The organism is Salinisphaera sp. T31B1 (assembly GCF_040361275.1).
Classification (GTDB): Bacteria; Pseudomonadota; Gammaproteobacteria; order Nevskiales; family Salinisphaeraceae; genus Salinisphaera.
Genome location: NZ_APNH01000003.1, coordinates 425,325 through 447,336 on the forward strand (window position 1 = coordinate 425,325; position 22,012 = coordinate 447,336).

Sequence of the window (22,012 nt, forward strand, 5' to 3'; positions counted from 1 at the left end):
CCTGTGAGGTGTCATGCCGTTTATTCCGCACACTGACGACGATATCCAGGCCATGCTGGAGGCCATCGGGGTATCGACCATCGATGATCTGTTCGACGAGATCGACCCCAGCCTGCGTAACGTTTCGCTCGCCGGTATTCCCGAGGGGGCCGGCGAACAGGCGATCACGCGGCTCATGCACGAGCGGGCCAACCTAGATGCGGCCGGGCTGAACTTCATCGGCGCAGGGGCCTACGAGCACCACGTGCCGGCCGCGGTATGGGAGCTGGCCACGCGCGGAGAGTTCTACAGCGCCTATACGCCGTATCAGCCCGAGGCCAGCCAGGGCACGCTGCAGCTGGTCTACGAGTATCAGACGATGATGTGCGGGCTGACCGGCATGGACGTGGCCAACGCCTCGCTCTACGACGGCGCCTCGGCGCTGGCCGAAGCGGTGCTGATGGCCGTGCGTGCGAATCGGAAGTCGAAATCCAAGCGCGTGCTGATGCCGGCCGGTGTGCACCCGTTCTATCGCGAGGTCGCCCACAACATCTGTGCCAATCAGGGCATTGATTTTCAGCCTGTCGAATACGATCCGGCCACCGGCACGGTCGACCAAGCCGGGCTGGCACGCTGGGCCGGTGAGGACGTCACCGCACTGGTGATCCCGCAGCCGAATTTCTTCGGCGGGCTTGAGGATGTCGACGCCCTGACGGATTGGGCGCACGCCAACGGCGCGCTCGCAATCGGCGTGGTCAACCCCGTATCCCTGGCGGTGCTCAGCGAGCCGGGCGGCTGGGGAAGCGGGGACGGTGCGGACATCGTGGTCGGGGAGGGTCAGCCGCTGGGCGCGCCGTTGGCCAACGGCGGCCCGTATTTCGGCATCCTGTGCTGTCGTCGTGCCCACGTGCGTCAGATGCCCGGGCGCGTGGTCGGTCGAACCCAGGACATGGAAGGCCGCGATGGTTATGTGCTGACCCTGCAACCGCGGGAGCAGCATATCCGCCGTTCCAAGGCGACCTCCAATATCTGTACCAACCAGGGCCTGCTTGTTACGGCGGCGACGATCCATATGAGCCTGATCGGCCCGGAAGGTCTGGCCGCGGTCGCGACCACCTCGATGGCGCGCACCGCCGCGCTGGCCGAGCGTCTCACCGGGATCGAGGGTGTGGAACGCGTCTTCGATGGGCCGTTCTTCCACGAATGCGTGCTGCGTCTGCCGGCCGATGCCGACGCCGTGCTCGCCGCGCTGGCCGAGCGCGATATCTTCGGCGGCCTGGCGCTGGCCGGCTTTTACCCCGAATTGGACAACGCGGTGCTGGTCTGTGCCACCGAAACACGCACAGAGGGCGATATCGAGGCTTATGGCCAGGCCCTGACCGAGGTGCTGGCGCGTATGCCCGACGCGGCCCGGGCCTCGGTTGCCTGATCCCACATTTTTGCAAGGAGCGATCATGACTCAGACCGTCACCCGGCGTGGCACGCCGACCGAGGTCGCCGGGCAGTTGCCGGCCGCTGGCGAGACTCTCGCCGATTTCACCCTCACCACCGACCAGCTGAGCGATGTCCATCTGGCCGACTACGCCGGCAAGCGCAAGATATTCAACATCTTCCCGAGCATGGATACGCCGACCTGCGCGTTGTCGGTCAAACGGTTCAACGCGGCCGTGGATACGGTCGACAACGTCGTGTTGTTCCAGGTCTCGGCTGACCTGCCGTTCGCGCATCGACGGTTCTGTACCGCCGAAGGACTCGCTAACGGCGTGACCCTGTCGATGATGCGGGACAAGCGTTTCGCCGAGGACTACGGGGTGCTGATCACCGATGGCCCGATGGCCGGACTGTGCGCGCGTGCGGTCATCGTAGCCGATGAACACGACACGATCCTGCACAGCGAACTCGTGCCTGAGATCGCCCAGGAACCGAACTACGACGACGCACTGGCCGCGCTCAAGGTCTGAGCGGCCGATCGCCAGCTCGGGCACGCAACGGGCCGGCGCCCGCGAATGAACCCGATATGAGAACTTCTCGAGTGAACCCGTCATGACCGAAAAACTGATCTTCGAATACAGTCGTCCCGGGCGGCGGGCCCGGGCCCAGTCGCCGGCCGGCGTGCCGGCGGCGATCGATTCGGTGCCGAGGGCGTTGAGGCGTCAAACCGAACTCGGCCTGCCGCAGGTTTCCGAGATGGATGTAGTGCGGCATTACACGCGGTTGTCGCAGCTCAATTTCTCGATCGATACGCATTTCTATCCGCTCGGCTCGTGCACGATGAAGCACAACCCGCGTGCCTGTAATACGTTGGCGTCGTTGCCCGGATTTCTCGGGCGCCATCCGCTTGCGCCGGTCAGCCACGGACAGGGCCAGCTGGCGTGTCTGTACGAATTGCAGGACATGCTCAAGACCGTGACCGGCATGGCTGCGGTATCGCTGACCCCGATGGCCGGTGCTCAGGGCGAGTTCGCGGGCGTGGCCATGATCAAGGCCTACCACGAGTCTCGTGGCGATACCGCGCGCACCGAGATTCTCGTACCGGATGCCGCTCATGGCACCAATCCGGCGACGGCGGTGATGTGCGGTTGCACGGTACGCGAGATACCGACCGACGCCGACGGCGATGTCGATGTCGCCGCGCTGCGGGATGCCGTCGGAGACAGGACCGCCGGCATCATGCTCACCAATCCGTCCACGCTGGGTGTGTTCGAGCAGGACATCCTCGAGATCGCACGGATCGTGCACGAATCCGGCGGGTTGCTCTACTACGACGGCGCCAATCTCAACGCGATTCTGGGCAAGGTCCGGCCGGGTGACATGGGCTTCGACGTCATCCACATGAACCTGCACAAGACCTTTTCGACGCCGCATGGCGGTGGCGGTCCGGGTTCGGGCGCGATCGGAGTCGGCGAGCGCCTACGCGATTTCATGCCCATTCCGGTGGTCGGCCGCGAAGGCGAGGGCGATGAGGCCCGCTACCGCTGGCTGACCGAAGCCGACGTGCCTCATACCATCGGACGCCTGTCCACGTTCATGGGCAACGCTGGCGTGCTGCTGCGGGCCTATGTATATGCCCGCCTGCTCGGGGCCGAAGGCATGACCCGGGTCGCCGAATTTGCCACGCTCAATTCGAATTATCTGATGGCGCGCCTGCGCGAACAGGGTTTCGACGTGGCGTTTCCCGATCGTCGGGCCAGCCACGAGTTCATCATCACGCTCAAACGCCAGAAACAGCAGCTGGAGGTCACGGCGACCGATTTCGCCAAGCGCCTGCTCGACTACGGCTATCACGCGCCTACGATCTATTTCCCGTTGCTGGTGCCCGAATGTTTTCTCATCGAGCCGACCGAGAGCGAGTCGCGTGAGACGCTCGACGGGTTCGTGGCTGCCCTGACCGCGATCTGGGCCGAGGCCAAGGACGATCCGGACACGCTGCGCAACGCCCCGTTCGACCTGCCGGTCCGCCGGCTCGACGAGGTCGCCGCCGCCAAGAAGCTCGATCTGCGCGCAGATTCGACGATCGCTGTCGACGCCTAGAAAGTGGCCGACGCTGGGCCGGTCAAGCGTGCGCACATGCCATCAACAGGCCATGGCGTGTGTGGCATCATGCTCGGCTGATCGCGGCCCAGCACATCCGTGCACGAATTTCGCCCGTTTGCTTAGGGAAGGTATATGTCAGCTCTGATTTGTGGCTCTTTTGCCTACGACACCATCATGGTCTACACCGGCCACTTCAAGAACGAAATCCTGCCGGATCGCGTGCACATGCTGAACGTGTCGTTCCTGGTGCCGGAAATGCGGCGTGAATTCGGCGGCTGTGCGGGCAACATCGCCTATAGCCTCAAGCTGCTCGGTGGAGACGGCGTTCCCATGGGTACCGTCGGGCGCGATTTCGACGACTACGCCGAGTGGATGGATCGTCACGAACTCTCGCGGACCTACCTCAAGCAGATCGACGAGGCCTATACCGCCCAGGCCTATATCACCACGGATCTGGATGACAACCAGATCACGGCGTTTCATCCCGGCGCGATGAATCACGCCCATGAGCAGAGCGTGCCGAGTGACGGCAGCATCACTCTGGGCATTGTCTCGCCCGACGGTCGACAGGGCATGATCAATCATGCGGCCCAGTTCGCCGAGGCGGGCATCGACTTCATCTTCGATCCGGGTCAGGGGCTGCCGATGTTCAACGGCGCCGAGCTGCGAACCTTCATCGAGCAGGCCAGTTATGTCGCGGTCAACGACTACGAGTCCGAGATGATGCGCGAACGCACGGGTCTGACGGTCGACGAGATCGCCGCCCAGCTCAAGGCGCTGATCATCACCCGCGGCCCGCGCGGTTCGATCATCCGCGCAGACGGTGCGACCTACGAGATCCCGTCGGCTTCGCCGACGGCACTTGCGGACCCGACCGGATGTGGCGATGCCTATCGCGCCGGGCTGATCTATGGTCTGCAGCAGGGTATGGACTGGGAGACGATCGGACGCGTGGCTTCGCTCATGGGCGCGATCAAGATCGAGCGGCCGGGCACGCAGAATCACCGGTTCTCCATGAGCGACTTCGCCGCTCGCTACCGGCAGGAATTCGAGCGCGAGCTGGGTTAGGGCCGACCGCTGTGATCGTCATGCCCGGGCGCATGCAGACCGCGCGGCTTCTGCTGCGGCCGTTCGAGGCCGACGATACCGAGGCGGTCTTCGCCTATGCCAGCGATCCGGTCGTAACCCGGTTGATGGACTGGCCTCGGCACGAAACACGCCTCGATAGCCAAACGTTCATCGAGGACGTGATGGCCGGCTGGTCCGACGGCGACGATTACTGCTGGGGCGTGGTTCTGCGCGATACCGACGCGCTCATCGGTGCGATCGGCTGTCAGTTCGACGAGCAGGGCATGCATATGGGCTACGTGCTGGCCCGACCGTGGTGGGGTCAGGGGCTGGCTACCGAGGCCGCTCGGACCGTGTTCGAGGCCGGCCGATCGATCGACGACATCTACCGTTTCGATGCGACGTGCGATACCGAGAACCTTGCCTCGGCGCGCGTGCTCGAAAAGATCGGTATGCGCTGCGAGGCGCGCCTGGGCTGCTGGTCTGAGCGGCCCAATCTCGACGAGTCTCGGCGTCCACGAGACGTGTTCATGTACGCCTGGACACGCTAGCAGCCTGTCCACCCCGGGCAGCCGGACGGACGCGATTGTACGGCCAGGCCAAGACGGCACGCCTGCCGTGCCGTCAGCCCGCCGACGCTGCTACAACCGCGTATTGCCGTAAGGCAGCCTCTGCCGGCGATCGGGGGCCGGCCCGGGTGAAATCCGACACGGGCATCCGATGGCGTTGCGAGTCACGGGCGTGGCTGGCCATGCACCCGCGACTCGCGCGGTGCAGACAACAATGCGCGGCGTCGAACGCGACGCTCGCATGAAACGGCAACAGGCCCTAGAATCCGCACCCATGTTCGTACACCCCGATATCGATCCCGTCGCCTTTTCGCTCGGCCCGCTGGCCGTGCACTGGTACGGGCTGATGTATCTGTTGAGTTTTCTCATCGGCTGGGGGCTGGGCATCGTTCGAACCCAGCAGCCGCACGTGCACTGGAAACGCGAGGAAGTCGGCGATTTCCTGTTCTATGTCGTGCTCGGCGTCGTCGTCGGCGGGCGCGTGGGCTATATGCTGTTCTATCAACCGGGCCTGCTGCTGGATAACCCCCTGCAGCTGTTTTATATCTGGCAGGGCGGCATGTCCTTTCACGGCGGCATGCTGGGCGTGTTCGCCGCGGCCGGATGGTTCGCGCGCAGTACGCACCGGCATTTCTTCGATATCACCGATTTCGTCGCGCCCATCGTGCCGGTCGGGCTGTTCTTTGGCCGGATCGCCAACTTCATCAACGGCGAGCTGATCGGGCGGGTCACCGATGTGCCCTGGGCGATGATCTATCCGCATGTGGACATGGCTCCGCGCCATCCGTCCGAGTTGTACGAAGCCGGACTCGAAGGGCTGCTGCTGTTCGCGATCCTGTGGTGGTTTGCACGCCGGCCGCGCCCGCGAATGGCCGTATCGGGGCTGTTTCTGTTGGGCTATGGCTGTTTTCGCTTCACCGCCGAATTCTTCCGCCAGCCGGATGCGTTTCTTGGCTTCGTAGCGTTTAACTGGATGACCATGGGCCAGATTCTGTGTGTGCCGATGATCTTTGGCGGCGTCCTGTTACTGGGCTTGGCCTACGGACGCCGGCCCGCCGCCGCATGAGTATTGTCGAGACACCCTATCTGGCGCTGATGCGCGAAGTGCGTGATCACGGCGTGGACAAATCCGATCGCACCGGTACCGGCACGCGCTCGGTGTTCGGTCGCCAGATGCGCTTCGATCTGGCCGCCGGGTTTCCGGCAGTCACGACCAAGAAACTGCATCTGCGCTCGATCATTCATGAGCTTCTGTGGTTCATCGCCGGTGATACCAATATCGCCTATCTGAAAGCCAACAAGGTCTCGATCTGGGACGAGTGGGCCGATGAGAACGGCGATCTGGGTCCGGTCTACGGCTACCAGTGGCGTAGCTGGCCAGCGCCGGATGGGCAGAGCGTCGATCAGCTGGCGCGTGTTGTCGATTCGATTCGTGACCACCCGGATTCGCGGCGGCATATCGTCTCGGCATGGAATCCGGCTCAGGTCGATGACATGGCGCTGCCGCCGTGTCATGCGTTGTTCCAATTCTATGTGGCGGGCGGGCGTCTGTCGTGCCAGCTGTATCAGCGCAGTGCGGATATCTTTCTCGGCGTGCCGTTCAACATCGCCTCGTATGCGCTGCTCACCCACATGATTGCACAGGTGTGCGGGCTTGCCCCCGGCGAATTCGTGCACACCCTGGGTGATGCACATCTGTATCTGAACCATCTCGAGCAGGCCGATCGCCAGCTGGCCCGTGAGCCTCTGGATGCGCCCACGCTCTGGCTGAACCCGACCGTCGACGACCTGTTCGCTTTCAGTTTCGACGATATTCGTCTCGAGGATTATCGCAGCCACCCCGCGATCCGGGCGCCGATCGCGGTCTAGGCGGGTTCGAGAGAACCGCATCGGTAATGAATATTTCCTAGGCGAGCGTCACGCCTGAATACGATTGGATCGCGGCGTCGCACGCCGCACCAGCTCGGCCGCTACGCTGCGGCGTTGGTTTGGTCGCAGTTCTGGTCAGATTTATTTTCCCAACCGCGCGGCTGCGCGACTTGTGGGTGGTTTTTCGGCTAGACTTGAGAGGATTCAAGTTTACCCACCCGTCCATGGCGCAAATTCGAACCATTCGTGTTCTGATCGTCGACAACGATCCGGAAGATCGGCAATTGATTGCCGAACTGCTGGCTGGGGCGACACGCTGTCGCTACGAGCTGACCATGGTCGACGGCTACGCAGACGGCATGGCGGCGATACGCGCCGGCGGCATCGATATCTGTCTGCTCGATTACGAACTCAATGGTCATACCGGTCTCGATCTGATCCGCAGCCCGGCCGCGGCCGGGCTGGACGCGCCGATCGTGGTCATCAGCGGCCATGACGATTACGAAGTCGACCTGGCGGTCATGGAAGCCGGTGCGGTCGAATTTCTACCCAAGAGCGAATTGACGTCGGCGCTGCTCGAACGCGCGATCCGGTATTCCATCCAGCACCACGAATCGCAGAAGAAATTTACCTATCTGGCGCGACATGACCAGGTTACCGGGCTGTTCAACCGCAGCGTGCTGCTCGAGCGCATCGCGTTCATGCTGGAGCGCCCGGCACGCGAGAGACGCGACTTCGCGGTGATGTATTTCGATCTGGACGGGTTCAAGTCGATCAACGACAGCCTGGGCCACGGCATCGGCGACAAGGCTCTGTATACCGCCGCGCGTCGTCTCAAATCCGAGTGCGGCCCTTATTCACTGCTGGCGCGCCTGGGCGGCGACGAATTCGTGGCCGTCATCGACAGCGGCGATCGTGCCAAGCTCGATGCGATTCTCGAGTCGGTCCTGGAGTCGTTCCGCAAGCCGGTGCTGATCGGCAATCATGCGATCTTCGTGACCACATCGATCGGTATCGCGCTGTATCCGGAGCACGGTGACAATGCCAGCGAGCTGATCAACAACGCCGATGCGGCGATGTATCTGGCCAAGCAGGGCGGGCGTGACACTTACCACTGGTACGACAGCGACAACGATGGCCGACCGGCACGCAGCGTCGGGCTGGAAAACGAACTGCGTGCGGCCATCGAAACCAACGAGCTGCATCTGGTCTACCAGCCGCAGTTCGACCTGGCCAGCGGGCGAATCGTCGGCCTCGAGGCACTCGCGCGCTGGCAGCATCCCCGGCTGGGTCCGATTCCGCCCGAGGAGTTCGTACCGCTGGCCGAGTCACGGGGCTGTATCCGCGCACTGACCTGCTGGGCACTGCATACCGCCTGTCGACAGTATCTGTCGTGGCGCGACGCCGGGCTGCTCGACGATGAAGTGGTGCTCGCGGTGAACGTGTCCTCGCAGCATGCCCGCGACGAGGATTTTCTCCCGATGGTGCGCCAGTTGCTTAAAGAATTGGCCATGCCGGCCGATCTTCTGGAACTGGAGTTCACCGAAAATGCGCTGATGCTCGGACCCGATGATACAAACCCGCTGGTGGGCGAGCTGAAGGGCCTGGGCGTGCAGGTGGTGATCGACGATTTCGGCAAGGGCTATTCCTCGCTGAGCTATCTCACCCGACTGCCGGTGGACTCGCTCAAGATCGATCTGAGCTTTTTGCGCGGCATCAACGACAACGCACGCGATCGCGCCATGGCTCGCGCCATCATCGCACTCGGGGCGAGCCTCGGGCTGCGCGTGGTGGCCGAAGGGGTGGAAAACGATCTGCAGCGCCGTTTCCTGGTTGAGAACAACTGTGAGTTCGGACAGGGATTTTTCTATGCGCCTGGTCTACCGGTTGCCGATTGCACCCGGCTGCTACAGGGCGGTCGCGATGTATTGCCTGCCAGCCACTAGTCGATCGATGTCGCAGCCGGTGGCCTTATGAGTGCTGTCGGCCGTCTTTTTTCCGAGCCTTCCGATGTCCAGGTTCTGGGCAGTGCCGCGCTGGCCTTGCTGCTCGAGCAACTGCCGGGAGCGGCTGTCTGTCTGATCGATGCCGCCGGCGTGATCCAGAGCTGGCACGCGAGCGCCGAAAAGCTGTTGGGACATGTCGCCGGCCAGGTCGAAGGCCATCGTCTGGAAAGTCTGTTCCCTGAAGAGCGGCGTTTCGAGGCTGCGCTCGCCCGCGCGCTGTTCGACGCCAGCGCGCAGGGTCGCTCACGTAGCAACGCGGGCCTGATGACCCGTAACGGCCAGCGCCGCGTGTGCACGCTTGATATTCAACCCTGTGTGAACGCTGCGCAGGACGTTGAGGGCTTCATCGTGCTCATGCGTGCCTCGGGCCCCGTGCGATCGCTCGAGGCGGCGGGTCCGGGTGACGAACTGGTGGTCGCGCATCGCTCGAACCTCGCGCGTGCCCACGAAGAGCCGGCCTGGATCGGGCTGGATCTGTCCATGCGGGTCACTCGTGTGAGCCGTCGCGCGGCCGACTGGATGGCCTGCGACGTGGAGGACCCGCTGGGCCGCCCGCTGAGCGATTGTGTGATGCCGTCCGGACACGCGGAGTGGCCGGTGATCCTGCACCGGGTCGTGCGCAACCGGCGTGCGATCAACGTAGACGTCAGCAGCGTCGAGGAGGGCGGCGGCCAGGCGCGCACCGCCCGGCTGGTCGGATTGAATACCGCGGATGGGCGGCTGGACGGGTTTACCCTGGTTCTCGAGGAAGCGCCCGGCGTGTCGGCGGCAACTATAGACGAGGTGGCGTTGCCCCCGCCGACCCATGGCAACGACGGCCTGCTGGGCGCGGCCCACGACCTGCGCGAGCCGTTGCGCAAGATGCAGCATTACGCCCAGCAACTGCAGACACGCGAAGCCACACGGCTCAGCGACGATGGTCGACGACAACTCGAGAGCATGCAGGCCGCCGCCGAGCGCATGCAGTCCATGGTGGGTGGCATGCTGCGTCTGGCGCGGGTCGATGCCAGCAGCGGGCAGGGTGTCAGCCTGGATCTGCAGACCGCGGTGGACGAAGCGCGCGCCGATCTGGCGGTGCTCATCGAAGAGCACGAGGCCGAGTTCGATATCGGCGCGCTGGGCACGGTGGTTGGAGATAGCGACCAGCTACGGGCCCTGTTCCAGAATCTGATCGATAACAGTATTCGCTATCGCCATGTCGAACGCAGTCCGCGGATACGGATCGCGGTCGTGCCGGCCGTCGACGAGCGCGATCGGGTCCATCTGGAGTATGTGGATAACGGCGCAGGCATCGACGAGCCCGAGCGCGTTTTCTCGCCGTTTGGCCATCGACGCGATGATCGTTCCGGCGGCGGTACCGGTATCGGTCTGTCGCTGTGCCAGCGGATCTGCCGACGCCACCATGGGGACCTGCGGATCGTGGAAACCGGGCCGGATGGGACTCGTTTTCGGATCACGCTCAACGATCTGGACCGCTCGCCGACGCCATAGCGGACGTTGATCGGTCCCACTTGGGCTACCATGCGGTTTTCGAAACCGACCGCGCCAATGAGCTCCTATCGACCCCGAATCACGCTGATCGCCGCGATGGACCGCAACCGGGTCATCGGTGCAAACGGCGGCATGCCATGGCATATTCCAACCGATCTGCGCTGGTTCAAGCAGCAGACACTGGACCGCCCGATTCTCATGGGCCGGCGGACTTACGAATCCATCGGCCGCGCGCTGCCGCGACGGCTCAACCTCGTATTGACCCGCGATACGCGCTTTACAGCGCCCGGCGTAGAGCGTGTGGCCAGCCTGGCCGAGGCCATCGAACGCACGCGCGCGGCCGAGGCCGAGGAACTGGCCGTGATCGGCGGCGCCGAGGTGTATGCATTGGCCCTGCCGCGCGCTGATCGGCTCAAGATCACACGAATCGAGGCCGAATACGATGGCGATACATGGTTTCCGTCTTTCGAGGCGGCCGACTGGCGCTGTATAGATGATCAGGCGGTGGACGCCACCGAAGACACCCCGGCGCATCGGTTCATGACATGGGATCGTGACAGCCCGTAGACTCGATAACAGCCAGCAGGCCGGAACCGGCCATGTTTTGCATCACTCGATAGGAGCCCCTCATGGCAGCAGATCTTTCCGCGGATTTCGAAAAAGCGCAGCAGGACGTACAGACGTTGTCGAAGCGCCCCGACAACAATGATCTTCTGGCGCTGTATGCTCACTACAAACAGGCAACGGTCGGCGATGTGGAAGGCAAGCGTCCGGGTTTTACCGACCTCAAGGGGCGCGCCAAGTACGACGCCTGGGCCAAGCTCGACGGTATGGATACCGACCAGGCCATGCGGGGCTATGTGGAAAAGGTCAACTCGTTGCTCGACGCCGACCGTTGAGGCCCGACAACTGCCATCCATGAAAAAACCCGGCCTGTGCCGGGTTTTTCGTAGGTGCCGAAGGGCGCGCCGTATCAGCCGTTTCCAGCGGCGGCCGGGGCGGGCATGGCCGCGCGCAGTTGGTTGCGCAGCGAATCCATTTCGTCGAGCAGCTGAGACGTCTGGCTGTCCTGCTTCTTCATGGCAGCCAGGGTGTCTTCCTGAAGCTTCTCGCCGGCCGACTTGATCTCGGGCTTCTGGAGGGCGGCATCCCGAGCCTGGACCATCTGCTGGCGCTCGGCCTGGAAGTCCTTCATCAGCGCCTGGCGCTCGGAGTCACTCAGATCGCCGGATTGCAGCTTCTGCGCCATCTCCTGCACGCGCTGCTGGCCCTTGTCCACGTCGTAGCCCTGCTTCTCGACGGCGCTACGAACCTGTTTTTCGAACTTCTCCTGTTCGGCGGCCAGCTTCGGGTTGGCCTGGATCGTCTCCTGGTGAATCTGCTGCAGCTTGGCCGCCTTCTGGCGGTACTGCTGCATCAGCTGCTGCGCCTGCTGCTGATCGGCAGTGGCGCCACTACCTTGGGCGCTGGCCACACCGGTCATCGTGCCGAAGGTCAGGGCGGCGATCGCCAGGGCCAGAATCGAAGTTGCGCGTTTGATCATAGGAAAATCCGTTGTGCGTATGTCGTATGGACAGCTTCAGACCGTTTGACAGCCTAACAGTGCCCGATATTGGGCTCAAAAAGCCCAAATCAATGAAAATTGCGGCCTGACCGTTTCAACATACCGGTCGTTACCCACGATCGGATGCCAGACGGTCGGCGGCCCGCGTCGTAGCGGGCAGCTTGTAGCCGGTCAGTGCGCTCCGCGTCGAGGCGATAGCCGTCTCCAGGCCGATACCATGCCCGCCAGAGATGAAGATCGGCTTAACGCCGACGCGGGATCGCAATACGGCGCCCACGGTCTCACCGCGATCGATCAACGATACCCACGCTCCGTATTCGTCCGGGAGGGGCTCGTGGTGGCCGGTGAGCCGCTTCTTGGCCACGCCGAGCGTCGGCAGCCCGGAAACCAGTCCGAGATGGGTCGCTACGCCCAGGCGACGCGGATGCGCAATGCCATGGCCGTCGACGTGGAGCAGATCCGGCGGATGGGCGAGTTGCGATAACGCGGCCAATGCACCGGGAACCTCACGGAAAGACAGCAACCCCGGGATATACGGCATGCGTGTGGGCACGCGTGCCAATGCTTGATCAACGACCGTCAGGGTCCGGGCGTCGAGTACGACCACCGCCGCGCGTGTAATGCGGCCCTGGTCTTCGAAACCGATATCCACGCCGCCGATCGTGCGTACCGGCCCCAGCCGGTCTTCGAATACGACATGCCGGGTCAATTCCGTCTGCAACGCGCGACAGGCCGGCGCGTCGCGGGGCCAATCGTGTTCGACCCGGACCAGCGCGTCTGCGTCGAATACCTGCAGACCGGACACGATACGCGTCAGCGCGTGTCGTCGTGGGCGTCGGCAAACCGGCGCATGATCTCGATGGTTTCCGCGCTCACATGGTGTTCCACGCCTTCGGCATCCTTGCGGGCGGTTGCCTCGGAAACGCCCAGCGCGCGCAGAAAACGCAGCACAACGATATGGCGCCGCCGCGACTGCTCGGCCATTTCCTTGCCGGCGTCGGTCAGAAAGATCGAACGATAGGGCTCGCTTGTGACCAGTCCGGCCTCGCTGATCCGGCGGATCATCTTGCCGACCGTGGCCTGGGTGACCCCCATGCGCTGAGCCAGCTCGACCGCGCGCGCCTCGCCCTTGGCATCGATCAGGTCGGCGATCAGCTCGACATAATCTTCCACCAGTTCGGTCTCGTGGGCCTTGCGCACGTAGCTGTACTGGCGCGCATGAACCTCCGGGTCGAGCAACTCGCCGGACGTATCGCCGCGCAGCACGTGATCGAGAGGTTGGGCGGGCTTGGTTGCGCTCATGGCCGCATTATACCGCGGCCTACCGGTCGCGGGTCGAGGCCGGTCCGGCACCCGGCCGCAGGGACTGGATCACCGGCGCGGTATCCGGGCGCACGCCGCGCCAGACAAAGAACGACTCGGCGGCCTGTTCGACCAGCATGCCGAAGCCGTCAGAGCAGGGTATATCGCTGTGTTGACCGACCCACTGCATGAATGGCGTGGGCCCGTTGGCATACAGCATGTCGTAGGCACGCCCGGCGCCGTCGAGCAGATGTGTGGGCAAGGCTGGCATCTCGCCGCCCAGACCGGCGGAAATCGCGTTGATGATCAGGTCCCAGCCCGGGCCGACCTCGGCAAGGCTACAGGCCTGGATGGACCCCAGATCAGCGAAGTCGCGTGCGATGCGTTCGGCCTTGTCCGGGCTGCGATTGGCGATCTGCAGGCGGGTGGGCGATTGTCCCATCAGCACGGGCACCACACCGCGCACGGCCCCGCCCGCGCCCAGGATGAGTATGCGCGCGCCCGCGATCGACAGGCCCACGCGCGCGCTCAGATCGTTCAGCAGACCGGCGCCGTCGGTGTTGTCGCCCAGCAGCAGGCCGTCGTCGCGGCGCGCCAGCGTATTCACCGCTCCGGCACGAACCGCGCGTTCGGTCAGGCGATCCGCGAAGGCCGCGGCGTCGCCTTTGAAAGGCAGCGTCACGTTCAGCCCGGCGCCGCCGGCCTCGAAGAAGCCACGGGCGACGGCCACAAAGGCATCCGGCGCCGCCGGCAGCCGGTCATAGCTGAGCCGCTGGCCCGTCTGCCGGGCGAATGCGGCATGAATCTCGGGCGAGCGGCTATGTTCGACGGGGTGGCCGATGACGGCATAACGGTCGGGCATATCGGTCATGACAGCAGGGGAATGGGCGACAGCGCGTACGCTACGCTAGCGCGATCAGCATGCGTAGTGCAGACCAGGGAGATCGGTTGCACCGGCGTCCAGGCAGGCGGTGAGCACATCGACGACACGGATATCCTGCATGCAGCGGTTATGGCCCAGCGGGCAGACACGCGCTCGACAGGGCGAACAGGCCAGGCCGAGCCAGAACCGCGCTTCGGACGGCGCCAGGGGTGGAGCATAGTCGGGGTCGGTCGAACCATAGATCGCCAGCACGCGGGGCGCACACGCGGCGGCGAGATGCATCACTCCGGTATCGTTGCCGACAAATGCCGTGGTCAGCGAGGCCAGATCCGCGATATCGGTCAGCGACGTGCGTTCGCACAGATTCACGCCATGACGCGGCGCCGCTGTGGCCAGACGCTCGGCCAGCGTACGGTCGGCGGCACTGCCGAACACCCAGACCGCAATACCGCGTGCATCGAGCTCGCCGGCCAGGCGGGCGAAATGGTCGGCCGGCCATTGCTTGGCTCCGCCGTAGGCGGCTCCAGGGGCGAAACCTATGACGGGCCGGTCGAGATCCAGGCCGAGGCTTTCGACCAGGCGCTCGCGCTGCGTGGCATCGATCGTCAGGCGAGGCAGCTGCAGTTCTCCGAGCGCATCGCCGTCACTGGCCAAGCCCAACAGGGCGTAGTGTTCGACCTTGCGCGGGTAGCGCTCGGTATCGATATGGCGTACATCGTTGATCAGGCCGAAACGCAGTTCACCGCGCACGCCGGTACGCTGTGGGATGCCGGCCAACCACGGCACGAGTGCAGCCTTGGCGCTGCGCTGTAGCACGATCGCCTGATCGTAGCCAGTCTCGCGCAGCCGGCGTGCCGCAACCCGGCGCCTGCTGAACGCGAACTCGCCATGACCGATATCCATCGTCACAGCCCGATCGACTTCCGGCATGCGTTCGACCAGACGCGCGGTCACCGGTGGCACCAACACATCCAGTCGGCCGTCCGGGAAGCGTTCCCGCAGGCGCATGAAAAGGCTCTGGGCCATGACCATATCGCCGATCCAGCTCGGGCCGACAACGAGAATTTGGGGCGTGGCGGACATTGGGTCGAGGGCGGGATCCAGTCGGAACATGCTCGATGGCGTGGTGGTCGGGCGGCACGGACGGCGCGCTGGGTGCGCCGGCGCGGCCCGGGTACCGTCCCATTAGCCTAACGAAAAACAGCGGCTAGCGAATGTGGAACCCTTCGCTCAGGCGCTGGCCCGCGATGGCGACATGTGCCGATTTCGTGCGGTGACCATGAAATAGTGCGTGGCCAGCAAGGGCAGGATCCAGGTCCAGGAACTGATCGTCTTGCTGTGTTCATGGGTGTAGGTCGCGGGCGTGAACAGCCCGATCCAGTAAAGCGCCAGACAGAACAGGGCGCAATACGCACGGTTGATCGGCTCGCCGTGCGCGTAATGACGAAAAGCGGCGGCCGAGGCGATCGCAACGCCGGCGACAGCGCAAAAGAAGCCGAACTTGCGAGCGGCCTCGAACTGCTCGTTATCGCGGATATGGAGGAACGAGTCGCCCACCGCCAGCGCCATGATCGCTGCCACAGCCATCGCGACGAAGCTCGACGTCCGCACTGACGGCCACCGAAGGTCCAGGGCGGCCAGCGCGGCGAGGAAAAACAGCAGCCAGCCGGAGAGCTCGAGGAACTCTTCGGCGCGACCGAACGTGGTCGCGATCGTGCCTACGACCGTGGCGCCGATATCGCGCTGCAGCAGATTCTCGAGCGCTGCCTGCGCGCTGGCATCGCCGATCGTGCCGGCAAACCCGGCAGCGCAACCAGCCAGTAGCAGACCGATCGCCCAGAATGCGCGTCTGAGCAGCAGTTCAATGCCGAGCCAGACCAACAGCACCATCAAGAATTGGGGTCTGAGGTCGTCCCGCATGAGGTTGTTCTCGCCTAGAAAAGCGACGACGAACAGCAAGAGGAACACGACCGATACCCGCACATGCGTATGTCGGCCGTGCAGATAGGACATCAATGACACCAGAATGCCGGACAGGCACAACACCAGCGAAACCACTTCGCACAACAGAAGCTCGCCGTCGCCGTACGGTGGGAACAGGGTGAAGCCGGGTTGTAGACACCGTGCCGCCCCCCAGCCCGCGCGGCACGCCTGGTCCAGGCCGAGATTGATCGCCACGAGCGCAACGGCAGCGGCGCCGGCGTAGTAGCCATGCCTCGAGACGCTGGAAGTTGAAGATGTCACACACGGCTCCGGGGCAGGCGCGGCGGATTCACAGCCCGTAGAGTGAAGCTCGGCCCGAGCTTGTAAGCGCGCGAGTATCCAAGCGACGATAGGCATGCGGATTCGTCCAATCCGCTGATCTTAACATAATATTAAGCTAAAATTTATAGCGAGTTGTTGCATGAGCCCCGATTCCGATCAGACGCTGGCGTTGACGCACTACGTCAGCCTCAAGGGGTTTGGCGGGGTCGAACAGCAGTTCCGTGCATTCGCGGCGCACGCAGCCCGGCGCGACGATCTGACGCAGAACGTCGTGGTGTCCAGCCGCAGCGTTCATCCACATCATCGGTCGCTGCTTTCCGATATGTCCGGCTGGCACTACGAGAAGGCGGTTCTGCGGCTATCGATACCGCACCGGCCGGCCGCATTGCGCCGGTGGCGCTACCGCTGGGTGGCCCGACACCCACGCGCGGATGTGGCCCTGCTGTGGAATCGGCTTGGCCAGCAGGCGCGGGTGCTGGATGCCGTCGGCGTGCGCCGGTGTCTCTACTGGGAACACGGTTCGGCCTGGCTGGCCGGCGAGTCACGCGAGAAGGCGTCGGTGCTCGAACGCCTGCCGGCCGTGATCTGCAACTCGCATGCCGCCCGACGCATGCTGGAACTGCACTGGGGCTATACCGGCACCGTTCGCGTCTGTCTCAACGGTATGCGCTCGGCCGGCCGTCCCGGCGTTGCGCGAATACGTCGCTTCGACCGGCCGCTGCGCCTGGGCGTTGCCTGTCGCCTGGTGCCTATCAAGGCGACCTGCCTGGCGCTGCATACCCTCGCGATACTGCGTGAGCGCGGCCGCGACGTGCGCTTGTCCATCGCCGGTGACGGGCCACTTAGAGCCTCGCTGAGTGCGCTGGCCAGTGCGCTTGGCGTGGCGGATCACGTCGAGTTCAAGGGGGTGGTTCGGGATATGCCGGCGTTTTTCGCCGAGATCGACGTGCTGCTGCATCCCGCCCTGCGAGAGCCATTCGGCGTGGTGGCTGCCGAGGCCGGCGCGGCCGGCTGTCCGGTGGTCTGCACCGCGGTCGACGGACTGCCGGAAGTCGTCGCTGATGGCAAGACCGGCCGCTGCGTGCCGGCGAGCGGCGATTTGGCGCGCTATCGTGAATTGGGCGGCTCGACTGGCGGCCTGCCGCCCGTTGTGTACGTGCCGGGCTCCGATCGGGTGGAAGCGCCACGCATCTGCGAGCCGGCGGATCTGGCCGAGGCGGTGGCGACAGTGGTCGACGATGCAGACGGTTATGCGCGCATGAGCCAGGCTGCCATCGACCGTGTCGCCAGCCGGTTCGATTTCGATCACCATGTCGATCGGGTGCTCGCAGCCGCCGCCGAGTATGCCGAGACCGGCACGCTGGAAAGCGGCTCGTGACGGGTCGATCGCTGCTGCACTATGTCAGCCTGGATGGCGCGGGCGGCGTGGAGCTGCAGTTCGTTGAGTTCCTACATGCCGCCGCGTGTCTGGCGGACTACCGACATGCCGTGGTCGCCTGCGGCAAGACCGTCCACCCGCTGGTTGCTCGGCAGCTGGCAGAGGCGGGCGTGGCGGTAACGTTCGAGAAATACGCCGGAGCGGTGAAATTGCCGAAATGGCCCGCCGCGCTGCGCGCGGCACGGCAGCGCCACGTGGTGAGCACCCAGCAGCCGCAGGCTGTGATCATATGGAACCGTCTGCGCGACAGCCTTGATACGCTGGCCGCTGCCGGGGCCGAGCGCTGTGTGTACTGGGAGCGTGGGGCGAGTTGGTTTGCCGGTGAATCGCCGGCCAAGCGGCGCTTCATCGCGGAAGTCCAAGCGGTACTCTGCAACAGCCTCGCGGCCAAGCGCATGCTCGAGTTGCGCTGGTCCTACGCCGGTCAGGTGCAGGTGATACCGAACGCGCTGCGTCCGTCGTTGAAGCCGGCCTCGACCAGGCCCCGTGAACTTCCGGACCAGGGCCCTGTGCGGCTCGGCCTGGTCGCGCGCCTGCAGCCGATCAAGGGCGTCGCACTGGCGATTCAAGCCCTGACCGTGCTGCGTGCCCGTGGCTACGATGTCAGCCTGCATATCGCCGGTGACGGGCCCGAGCGCGCCAGGCTTGAAGCCCTTGCTGGCCGGCTGGGTCTGGGTGAACGGGTGCTTTTCGCCGGGCTGGTCGAAGACATGGCCGCGTTCTATCGCGATATCGATCTGCTGGTTCATCCGGCCCTACGCGAGCCGTTCGGCCAGATCGCGGTCGAAGCCAACGCGTACGGCATACCGGCGGTCGTGGCTGCGGTCGATGGGCTGGTGGAGGTGATCACCGATGGCGTGACCGGCCTCTGTGTCCGACCGTCATTGCCGCTGGCCGATTATGCCGGCCTGGGGGGCGGCACCGAAGATCTGCCGCCGTTCGTCTACGACCCGGCCACCGACACGATCGGCCCACCGCGGCTGGTGGACCCGCACGGGCTGGCCGAGGCGATCATGCGCATCCTGGACGACCGGCCGGGTTACCGGGGTATGAGCGCAGCGGCCATTCGCGCCGTGGACGCGCGTTTCGATTTCGATATGCACGTACGGCGCGCCCTGGCCGCGGTGTCGGGATTTGCCGCGACCGGCCGGCTTCCGGTGACCGAAGGCATTCCTGGAGGAGCCGGACATGAGTGAGGCCACACGACGTATTGCCATCGTGTTCCGTGGCATCGGTGATATAGGCGGTACCAACAACACCATTGCCGATCATGCGCGCCATTTTCGGGCGCTGGGATACGAGGTCGATCTGATCGGCGAGAAGGTGGGCAAAGGTGGTGTCACTGCGGATATGGGGCGAGCGGTGCGAATCCCGAGGGTTTTGCTGCTGGGGCGTTACAAGTGGCGCTGGTTCGCCGCGCGGGCCGATCGCGTGGTCGCACGCAACGGCTACGATTTCGTCGCCGGCCACGGCCATCACACACGACAGCAGGTGTTGTCGATGCACAACTGCCTGCACCTGGCCCATGAGATCGTCAACAATACGCCCCTGGTTTCGCGCGGCAGCCTGGTCGAGATACACGATCGCATCCTCGGTGCTGGACGCTTTCATCGCTGTATCTGCAACTCACAACTCATGCAGGCGGATCTGTCACGCCGGTACGCCATCGAAAAGGATCGTTTGCCGGTGGTCTACCCCGGTTATCGGCCCGAGCAGTTCAATCGGGCCGACCGTGAGCGCTATCGGGAGCCGGTCCGGGCCGAACTCGGCGTGGGGGAGAACCTGCTGATCGGTCTGGTGACTTCGGGCGATTACGTCAAGCGCGGGCTGGATTTGCTATTGAACGCATACGCAGGGCTGGAGGCGGGCCTTCGGAATCGGACCCGGCTCCTGGTGCTCGGCAAGCAGGCGGGTGCCAGCGCGTTCGTCGAGCGCGCCCGATCGCTGGGCATTGCCGAACGCATGCATTTCGTGGCCCATACGCGTGCGCCCGAGCGTTATTTTCATGCTCTGGATATTTGTGTTCACCCGGCGCGTGTCGAGGAGTTCGGTCAGAGCGTGCAGGAAGCCATGGCCTGCGGTGTCCCGGTGCTGACCACCCGCCGGGTGGGTGCTGCAGAACTGCTCTCGGCCGACTGGCAGAGCCAGCTCGCGCCCGCACCGACCGTGGAAAATCTGAGCGCCGGCCTACGGCAACTGATCTCGGACCCCGCACGGCGTGCCGCCTCGGCCGAGGCAGGGCTGCGCGCAGTCGCCGGCAACACGGAGGCGGCAAATTTCGCCTCGACCCGGACCATCTACCGACAGGCCGGCCTGCCGGCGGCGCCGGTCAGCTGAAGTCCAGACGCCCTCCGGCATCGCCGATCTCCAGCACGTCTTCAAGATAGTGGCGGAGCCGCTCGTGGCCGAGCATACGATAACGATGGCGCGTGATGTGTACGAAACACGCACGTTGCGCCTGTTCGATCGCCTGCTCGGTCGGGAACAGGATGCCGCCCTCCGGAAAATAGCCAACGTCGTAGGCGTCGGCGATCGTCAACAGGGCTTCCTGATCCTGACGGAAACGTCCGCTGGCCAGCTGACGGCGCCAATCGTGGAACAACGCGCGCGAGCGCTGGCGATCCATCAGGATCAGCCCACCGTGGAAGGGCAGCTTGCGCTCGCCCGGGTCGTGATAGAAGAGCGTGGGCGTATCGGCGTGGCGGGCCATGCTACGGTCGAACCAGGGTTTGATCGGTTCGCCGACGACGATATCGGCATCCACATAGAGGATGCGCGTCCGCGGCACCCAGTCGCACAGAAAGGTCTTGCAGGTCTTGGCGACCATCTGGTGCCGCGTAGGCGCCACCTTGATCGTGGCGACGTTGTCCAGGCCGGCGAACGCCGACGGTTTTTCCGTGACCACGTAGATCGGCCCATGGTACTGGCCGCTGTCGCGCAGGCTCTGGATGAGTACCCGGCTCCAGCGATGGAAACGGCTGCGCAGAGCGATGATGGCAATGGCGAAGTCTTCGAACGCCGGATCGTCGCGACACGGCTCGATGGGATGAAGTGGACGGAGGATGCTCGTCGGCAGACGCCAGCGCCAGTAGCGCTTGCGCTGCTTCATGACTTTCTTGCGAGACAGGACCGGTACGTCGGCCTGGGCATCCGGATCGGGCATCGTCTTTCTCTGATCGGCTATGGGGCGGGCCTACGGCGAACGGCCGTGCCGGGCAACGGTTGCCTATGCTACGTCAGTCCGGGCGGGCGCGTGACCGCTGACGGCGCCACCACGCCTTGAGCCGTTGGCTCGCGCGCCTGCGATCCTGGCCGAGCTCCTTCTTGCGCTCGGATCGCCGATGGCCCAGATGTTCGACCGCGCCGCGTTCCAGGATCGCTGCGTGATAGCCCAGTTCCCAGTAGCGCTTGTTGATCTCGTACTCGTGACCGACGGCGGTGAACGGCTGGATGCGCTGGTAGTCGCTCAGGCGGCGTAGGCCGGGGTTGAATGTGAACCCGTGCCAGTCGAGTTCATCCTCGACCGCGACATTGCGATACATCACGCCTTTGGGTGTGTAGTGAATATCCCGCTCGATGCGATGCTTGTTCGTATCCCACAGCTCGCGTAGCCAGACGGTGATTAAGCTCGGGTCCCGCTCAAGAACGGACAACGACTCTTCGATGAAGCCGCCGCGCAGAAAAAGCCAATCGTCCTCACAGTGGAAGATATAGGGCGTATCCACGTGCGCGTAGGCATGGTCGATACTCGCGATCTGACCTTTCTTGGGGTCATTGCATAGCACCTCGTCGAACATGTCGGCGAAGTCCACCCTGACCCGAGCATATGTATCGGCATCGGCCGAGTCCTCCACCAGGATCGCCTTGCGGATCGGATACCGATTGAAAGCCAGGAAACTGCGCATCGTCTGTTCGAGCAGATCCAGGCGCCCACAGCTGGTGACAACGAGACTGACTTCTGACATGTGCGATTCCGATGGCCGCGCGACCGAATGCCTGAGATATAGCTGCTAGAATTGCCACAATTCTAGAGCAAACGATGAA

Annotated in this window: 22 protein-coding genes; 14 read left to right on the top strand and 8 right to left on the bottom strand. The window is 64.3% G+C overall.

What is annotated here, in order from left to right; genetic code table 11:
- Positions 1–13: 13 nt before the first annotated feature.
- The 11 genes from gcvPA to T31B1_RS13500 all read left to right on the top strand — a co-directional run bounded on the left by gcvPA (position 14) and on the right by T31B1_RS13500 (position 11,415).
- On the top strand, positions 14–1,408 hold the full coding sequence (gcvPA, locus tag T31B1_RS13450; RefSeq protein ID WP_353250025.1) for an aminomethyl-transferring glycine dehydrogenase subunit GcvPA: 1,395 nt from the start codon (positions 14–16) through the stop codon (positions 1,406–1,408).
- A 25-nt stretch (positions 1,409–1,433) separates the two neighbouring features.
- The gene (gene tpx, locus T31B1_RS13455) at positions 1,434–1,940 is read left to right on the top strand and encodes a thiol peroxidase (protein WP_353250026.1); all 507 of its coding nucleotides are present in this window, start codon (positions 1,434–1,436) and stop codon (positions 1,938–1,940) included.
- A gap of 82 nt (positions 1,941–2,022) precedes the next feature.
- Positions 2,023–3,510 (top strand): aminomethyl-transferring glycine dehydrogenase subunit GcvPB, encoded by a 1,488-nt coding sequence (gene gcvPB, locus T31B1_RS13460; RefSeq protein WP_353250027.1) that lies wholly within the window; start codon positions 2,023–2,025, stop codon positions 3,508–3,510.
- 135 nt (positions 3,511–3,645) lie between these two features.
- A complete protein-coding gene (locus tag T31B1_RS13465) occupies positions 3,646–4,581 on the top strand; it encodes a carbohydrate kinase family protein (protein ID WP_353250028.1) in 936 nt (311 codons plus the stop codon).
- A gap of 20 nt (positions 4,582–4,601) precedes the next feature.
- On the top strand, positions 4,602–5,132 hold the full coding sequence (locus T31B1_RS13470) for a GNAT family N-acetyltransferase (protein WP_353250283.1): 531 nt from the start codon (positions 4,602–4,604) through the stop codon (positions 5,130–5,132).
- 292 nt (positions 5,133–5,424) lie between these two features.
- On the top strand, positions 5,425–6,216 hold the full coding sequence (gene lgt, locus T31B1_RS13475) for a prolipoprotein diacylglyceryl transferase (RefSeq protein WP_353250284.1): 792 nt from the start codon (positions 5,425–5,427) through the stop codon (positions 6,214–6,216).
- A complete protein-coding gene (locus tag T31B1_RS13480; protein WP_353250029.1) occupies positions 6,213–7,019 on the top strand; it encodes a thymidylate synthase in 807 nt (268 codons plus the stop codon). The genes lgt and T31B1_RS13480 overlap by 4 nt, the downstream gene beginning before the upstream one ends.
- A gap of 224 nt (positions 7,020–7,243) precedes the next feature.
- A complete protein-coding gene (locus T31B1_RS13485) occupies positions 7,244–8,965 on the top strand; it encodes a putative bifunctional diguanylate cyclase/phosphodiesterase (RefSeq protein ID WP_353250030.1) in 1,722 nt (573 codons plus the stop codon).
- Between the two features lie 27 nt (positions 8,966–8,992).
- Positions 8,993–10,516, top strand: a complete 1,524-nt coding sequence (locus T31B1_RS13490; protein ID WP_353250031.1) for an ATP-binding protein — start codon at positions 8,993–8,995, stop codon at positions 10,514–10,516.
- Between the two features lie 57 nt (positions 10,517–10,573).
- The gene (locus T31B1_RS13495) at positions 10,574–11,083 is read left to right on the top strand and encodes a dihydrofolate reductase (protein WP_353250032.1); all 510 of its coding nucleotides are present in this window, start codon (positions 10,574–10,576) and stop codon (positions 11,081–11,083) included.
- Between the two features lie 62 nt (positions 11,084–11,145).
- On the top strand, positions 11,146–11,415 hold the full coding sequence (locus tag T31B1_RS13500; protein WP_353250033.1) for an acyl-CoA-binding protein: 270 nt from the start codon (positions 11,146–11,148) through the stop codon (positions 11,413–11,415).
- Positions 11,416–11,489: 74 nt separating this feature from the next.
- Here the strand turns inward: T31B1_RS13500 and T31B1_RS13505 are convergent, their stop codons facing one another.
- From T31B1_RS13505 to T31B1_RS13530, 6 genes are all read right to left on the bottom strand, one after another.
- On the bottom strand, positions 11,490–12,059 hold the full coding sequence (locus T31B1_RS13505) for a hypothetical protein (RefSeq protein WP_353250034.1): 570 nt from the start codon (positions 12,057–12,059) through the stop codon (positions 11,490–11,492).
- 130 nt (positions 12,060–12,189) lie between these two features.
- Positions 12,190–12,885 (bottom strand): deoxyribonuclease V, encoded by a 696-nt coding sequence (gene nfi / locus T31B1_RS13510; RefSeq protein ID WP_353250035.1) that lies wholly within the window; start codon positions 12,883–12,885, stop codon positions 12,190–12,192.
- 8 nt (positions 12,886–12,893) lie between these two features.
- Positions 12,894–13,382: a manganese-binding transcriptional regulator MntR gene (mntR, locus tag T31B1_RS13515; protein WP_353250036.1), complete on the bottom strand. Its 489-nt coding sequence runs from the start codon at positions 13,380–13,382 to the stop codon at positions 12,894–12,896.
- Positions 13,383–13,401: 19 nt separating this feature from the next.
- Positions 13,402–14,244: a shikimate dehydrogenase gene (aroE, locus tag T31B1_RS13520; protein ID WP_502950994.1), complete on the bottom strand. Its 843-nt coding sequence runs from the start codon at positions 14,242–14,244 to the stop codon at positions 13,402–13,404.
- Between the two features lie 54 nt (positions 14,245–14,298).
- Positions 14,299–15,378 carry a lipopolysaccharide heptosyltransferase II gene (waaF, locus tag T31B1_RS13525; RefSeq protein ID WP_353250038.1) on the bottom strand — a complete coding sequence of 360 codons (1,080 nt, stop codon included), beginning with the start codon at positions 15,376–15,378 and terminating at the stop codon, positions 14,299–14,301.
- Between the two features lie 117 nt (positions 15,379–15,495).
- Positions 15,496–16,509, bottom strand: a complete 1,014-nt coding sequence (locus T31B1_RS13530; protein WP_353250039.1) for a hypothetical protein — start codon at positions 16,507–16,509, stop codon at positions 15,496–15,498.
- 160 nt (positions 16,510–16,669) lie between these two features.
- Here T31B1_RS13530 and T31B1_RS13535 point away from each other — a divergent pair, with 160 nt between their 5' ends.
- The 3 genes from T31B1_RS13535 to T31B1_RS13545 are packed head-to-tail and all read left to right on the top strand — an operon-like array spanning position 16,670 to position 20,305.
- Positions 16,670–17,908 carry a glycosyltransferase family 4 protein gene (locus T31B1_RS13535; protein ID WP_353250040.1) on the top strand — a complete coding sequence of 413 codons (1,239 nt, stop codon included), beginning with the start codon at positions 16,670–16,672 and terminating at the stop codon, positions 17,906–17,908.
- A complete protein-coding gene (locus T31B1_RS13540) occupies positions 17,905–19,164 on the top strand; it encodes a glycosyltransferase (protein ID WP_353250041.1) in 1,260 nt (419 codons plus the stop codon). The genes T31B1_RS13535 and T31B1_RS13540 overlap by 4 nt, the downstream gene beginning before the upstream one ends.
- Positions 19,157–20,305, top strand: a complete 1,149-nt coding sequence (locus T31B1_RS13545; protein WP_353250042.1) for a glycosyltransferase family 4 protein — start codon at positions 19,157–19,159, stop codon at positions 20,303–20,305. Before T31B1_RS13540 ends, T31B1_RS13545 begins: the two co-directional genes overlap by 8 nt.
- On the opposite strand, the gene T31B1_RS13550 is transcribed toward T31B1_RS13545, so the two are convergent.
- Positions 20,298–21,131: a hypothetical protein gene (locus tag T31B1_RS13550; RefSeq protein ID WP_353250043.1), complete on the bottom strand. Its 834-nt coding sequence runs from the start codon at positions 21,129–21,131 to the stop codon at positions 20,298–20,300. The two genes, T31B1_RS13545 and T31B1_RS13550, sit on opposite strands and share 8 nt — an antisense overlap.
- Before the next feature lie 73 nt (positions 21,132–21,204).
- The gene (locus tag T31B1_RS13555) at positions 21,205–21,933 is read right to left on the bottom strand and encodes a glycosyltransferase family protein (RefSeq protein ID WP_353250044.1); all 729 of its coding nucleotides are present in this window, start codon (positions 21,931–21,933) and stop codon (positions 21,205–21,207) included.
- Positions 21,934–22,012 lie beyond the last annotated feature (79 nt).

Bases quoted from the DNA above. Each gene is read 5' to 3' on its own strand.
- T31B1_RS13485 (WP_353250030.1), top strand. From the start codon at position 7,244: ATGGCGCAAATTCGAACCATTCGTGTTCTGATCGTCGACAACGATCCG.
- T31B1_RS13470 (WP_353250283.1), top strand. From the start codon at position 4,602: ATGCCCGGGCGCATGCAGACCGCGCGGCTTCTGCTGCGGCCGTTCGAG.
- T31B1_RS13480 (WP_353250029.1), top strand. From the start codon at position 6,213: ATGAGTATTGTCGAGACACCCTATCTGGCGCTGATGCGCGAAGTGCGT.
- tpx (WP_353250026.1), top strand. From the start codon at position 1,434: ATGACTCAGACCGTCACCCGGCGTGGCACGCCGACCGAGGTCGCCGGG.
- T31B1_RS13465 (WP_353250028.1), top strand. From the start codon at position 3,646: ATGTCAGCTCTGATTTGTGGCTCTTTTGCCTACGACACCATCATGGTC.
- lgt (WP_353250284.1), top strand. From the start codon at position 5,425: ATGTTCGTACACCCCGATATCGATCCCGTCGCCTTTTCGCTCGGCCCG.
- T31B1_RS13555 (WP_353250044.1), bottom strand. From the start codon at position 21,933: ATGTCAGAAGTCAGTCTCGTTGTCACCAGCTGTGGGCGCCTGGATCTG.
- T31B1_RS13550 (WP_353250043.1), bottom strand. From the start codon at position 21,131: ATGCCCGATCCGGATGCCCAGGCCGACGTACCGGTCCTGTCTCGCAAG.
- mntR (WP_353250036.1), bottom strand. From the start codon at position 13,382: ATGAGCGCAACCAAGCCCGCCCAACCTCTCGATCACGTGCTGCGCGGC.
- gcvPB (WP_353250027.1), top strand. From the start codon at position 2,023: ATGACCGAAAAACTGATCTTCGAATACAGTCGTCCCGGGCGGCGGGCC.
- T31B1_RS13500 (WP_353250033.1), top strand. From the start codon at position 11,146: ATGGCAGCAGATCTTTCCGCGGATTTCGAAAAAGCGCAGCAGGACGTA.
- T31B1_RS13505 (WP_353250034.1), bottom strand. From the start codon at position 12,059: ATGATCAAACGCGCAACTTCGATTCTGGCCCTGGCGATCGCCGCCCTG.
- aroE (WP_502950994.1), bottom strand. From the start codon at position 14,244: ATGCCCGACCGTTATGCCGTCATCGGCCACCCCGTCGAACATAGCCGC.
- T31B1_RS13545 (WP_353250042.1), top strand. From the start codon at position 19,157: ATGAGTGAGGCCACACGACGTATTGCCATCGTGTTCCGTGGCATCGGT.
- waaF (WP_353250038.1), bottom strand. From the start codon at position 15,378: ATGTTCCGACTGGATCCCGCCCTCGACCCAATGTCCGCCACGCCCCAA.
- gcvPA (WP_353250025.1), top strand. From the start codon at position 14: ATGCCGTTTATTCCGCACACTGACGACGATATCCAGGCCATGCTGGAG.
- T31B1_RS13495 (WP_353250032.1), top strand. From the start codon at position 10,574: ATGAGCTCCTATCGACCCCGAATCACGCTGATCGCCGCGATGGACCGC.
- T31B1_RS13490 (WP_353250031.1), top strand. From the start codon at position 8,993: ATGAGTGCTGTCGGCCGTCTTTTTTCCGAGCCTTCCGATGTCCAGGTT.
- T31B1_RS13535 (WP_353250040.1), top strand. From the start codon at position 16,670: ATGAGCCCCGATTCCGATCAGACGCTGGCGTTGACGCACTACGTCAGC.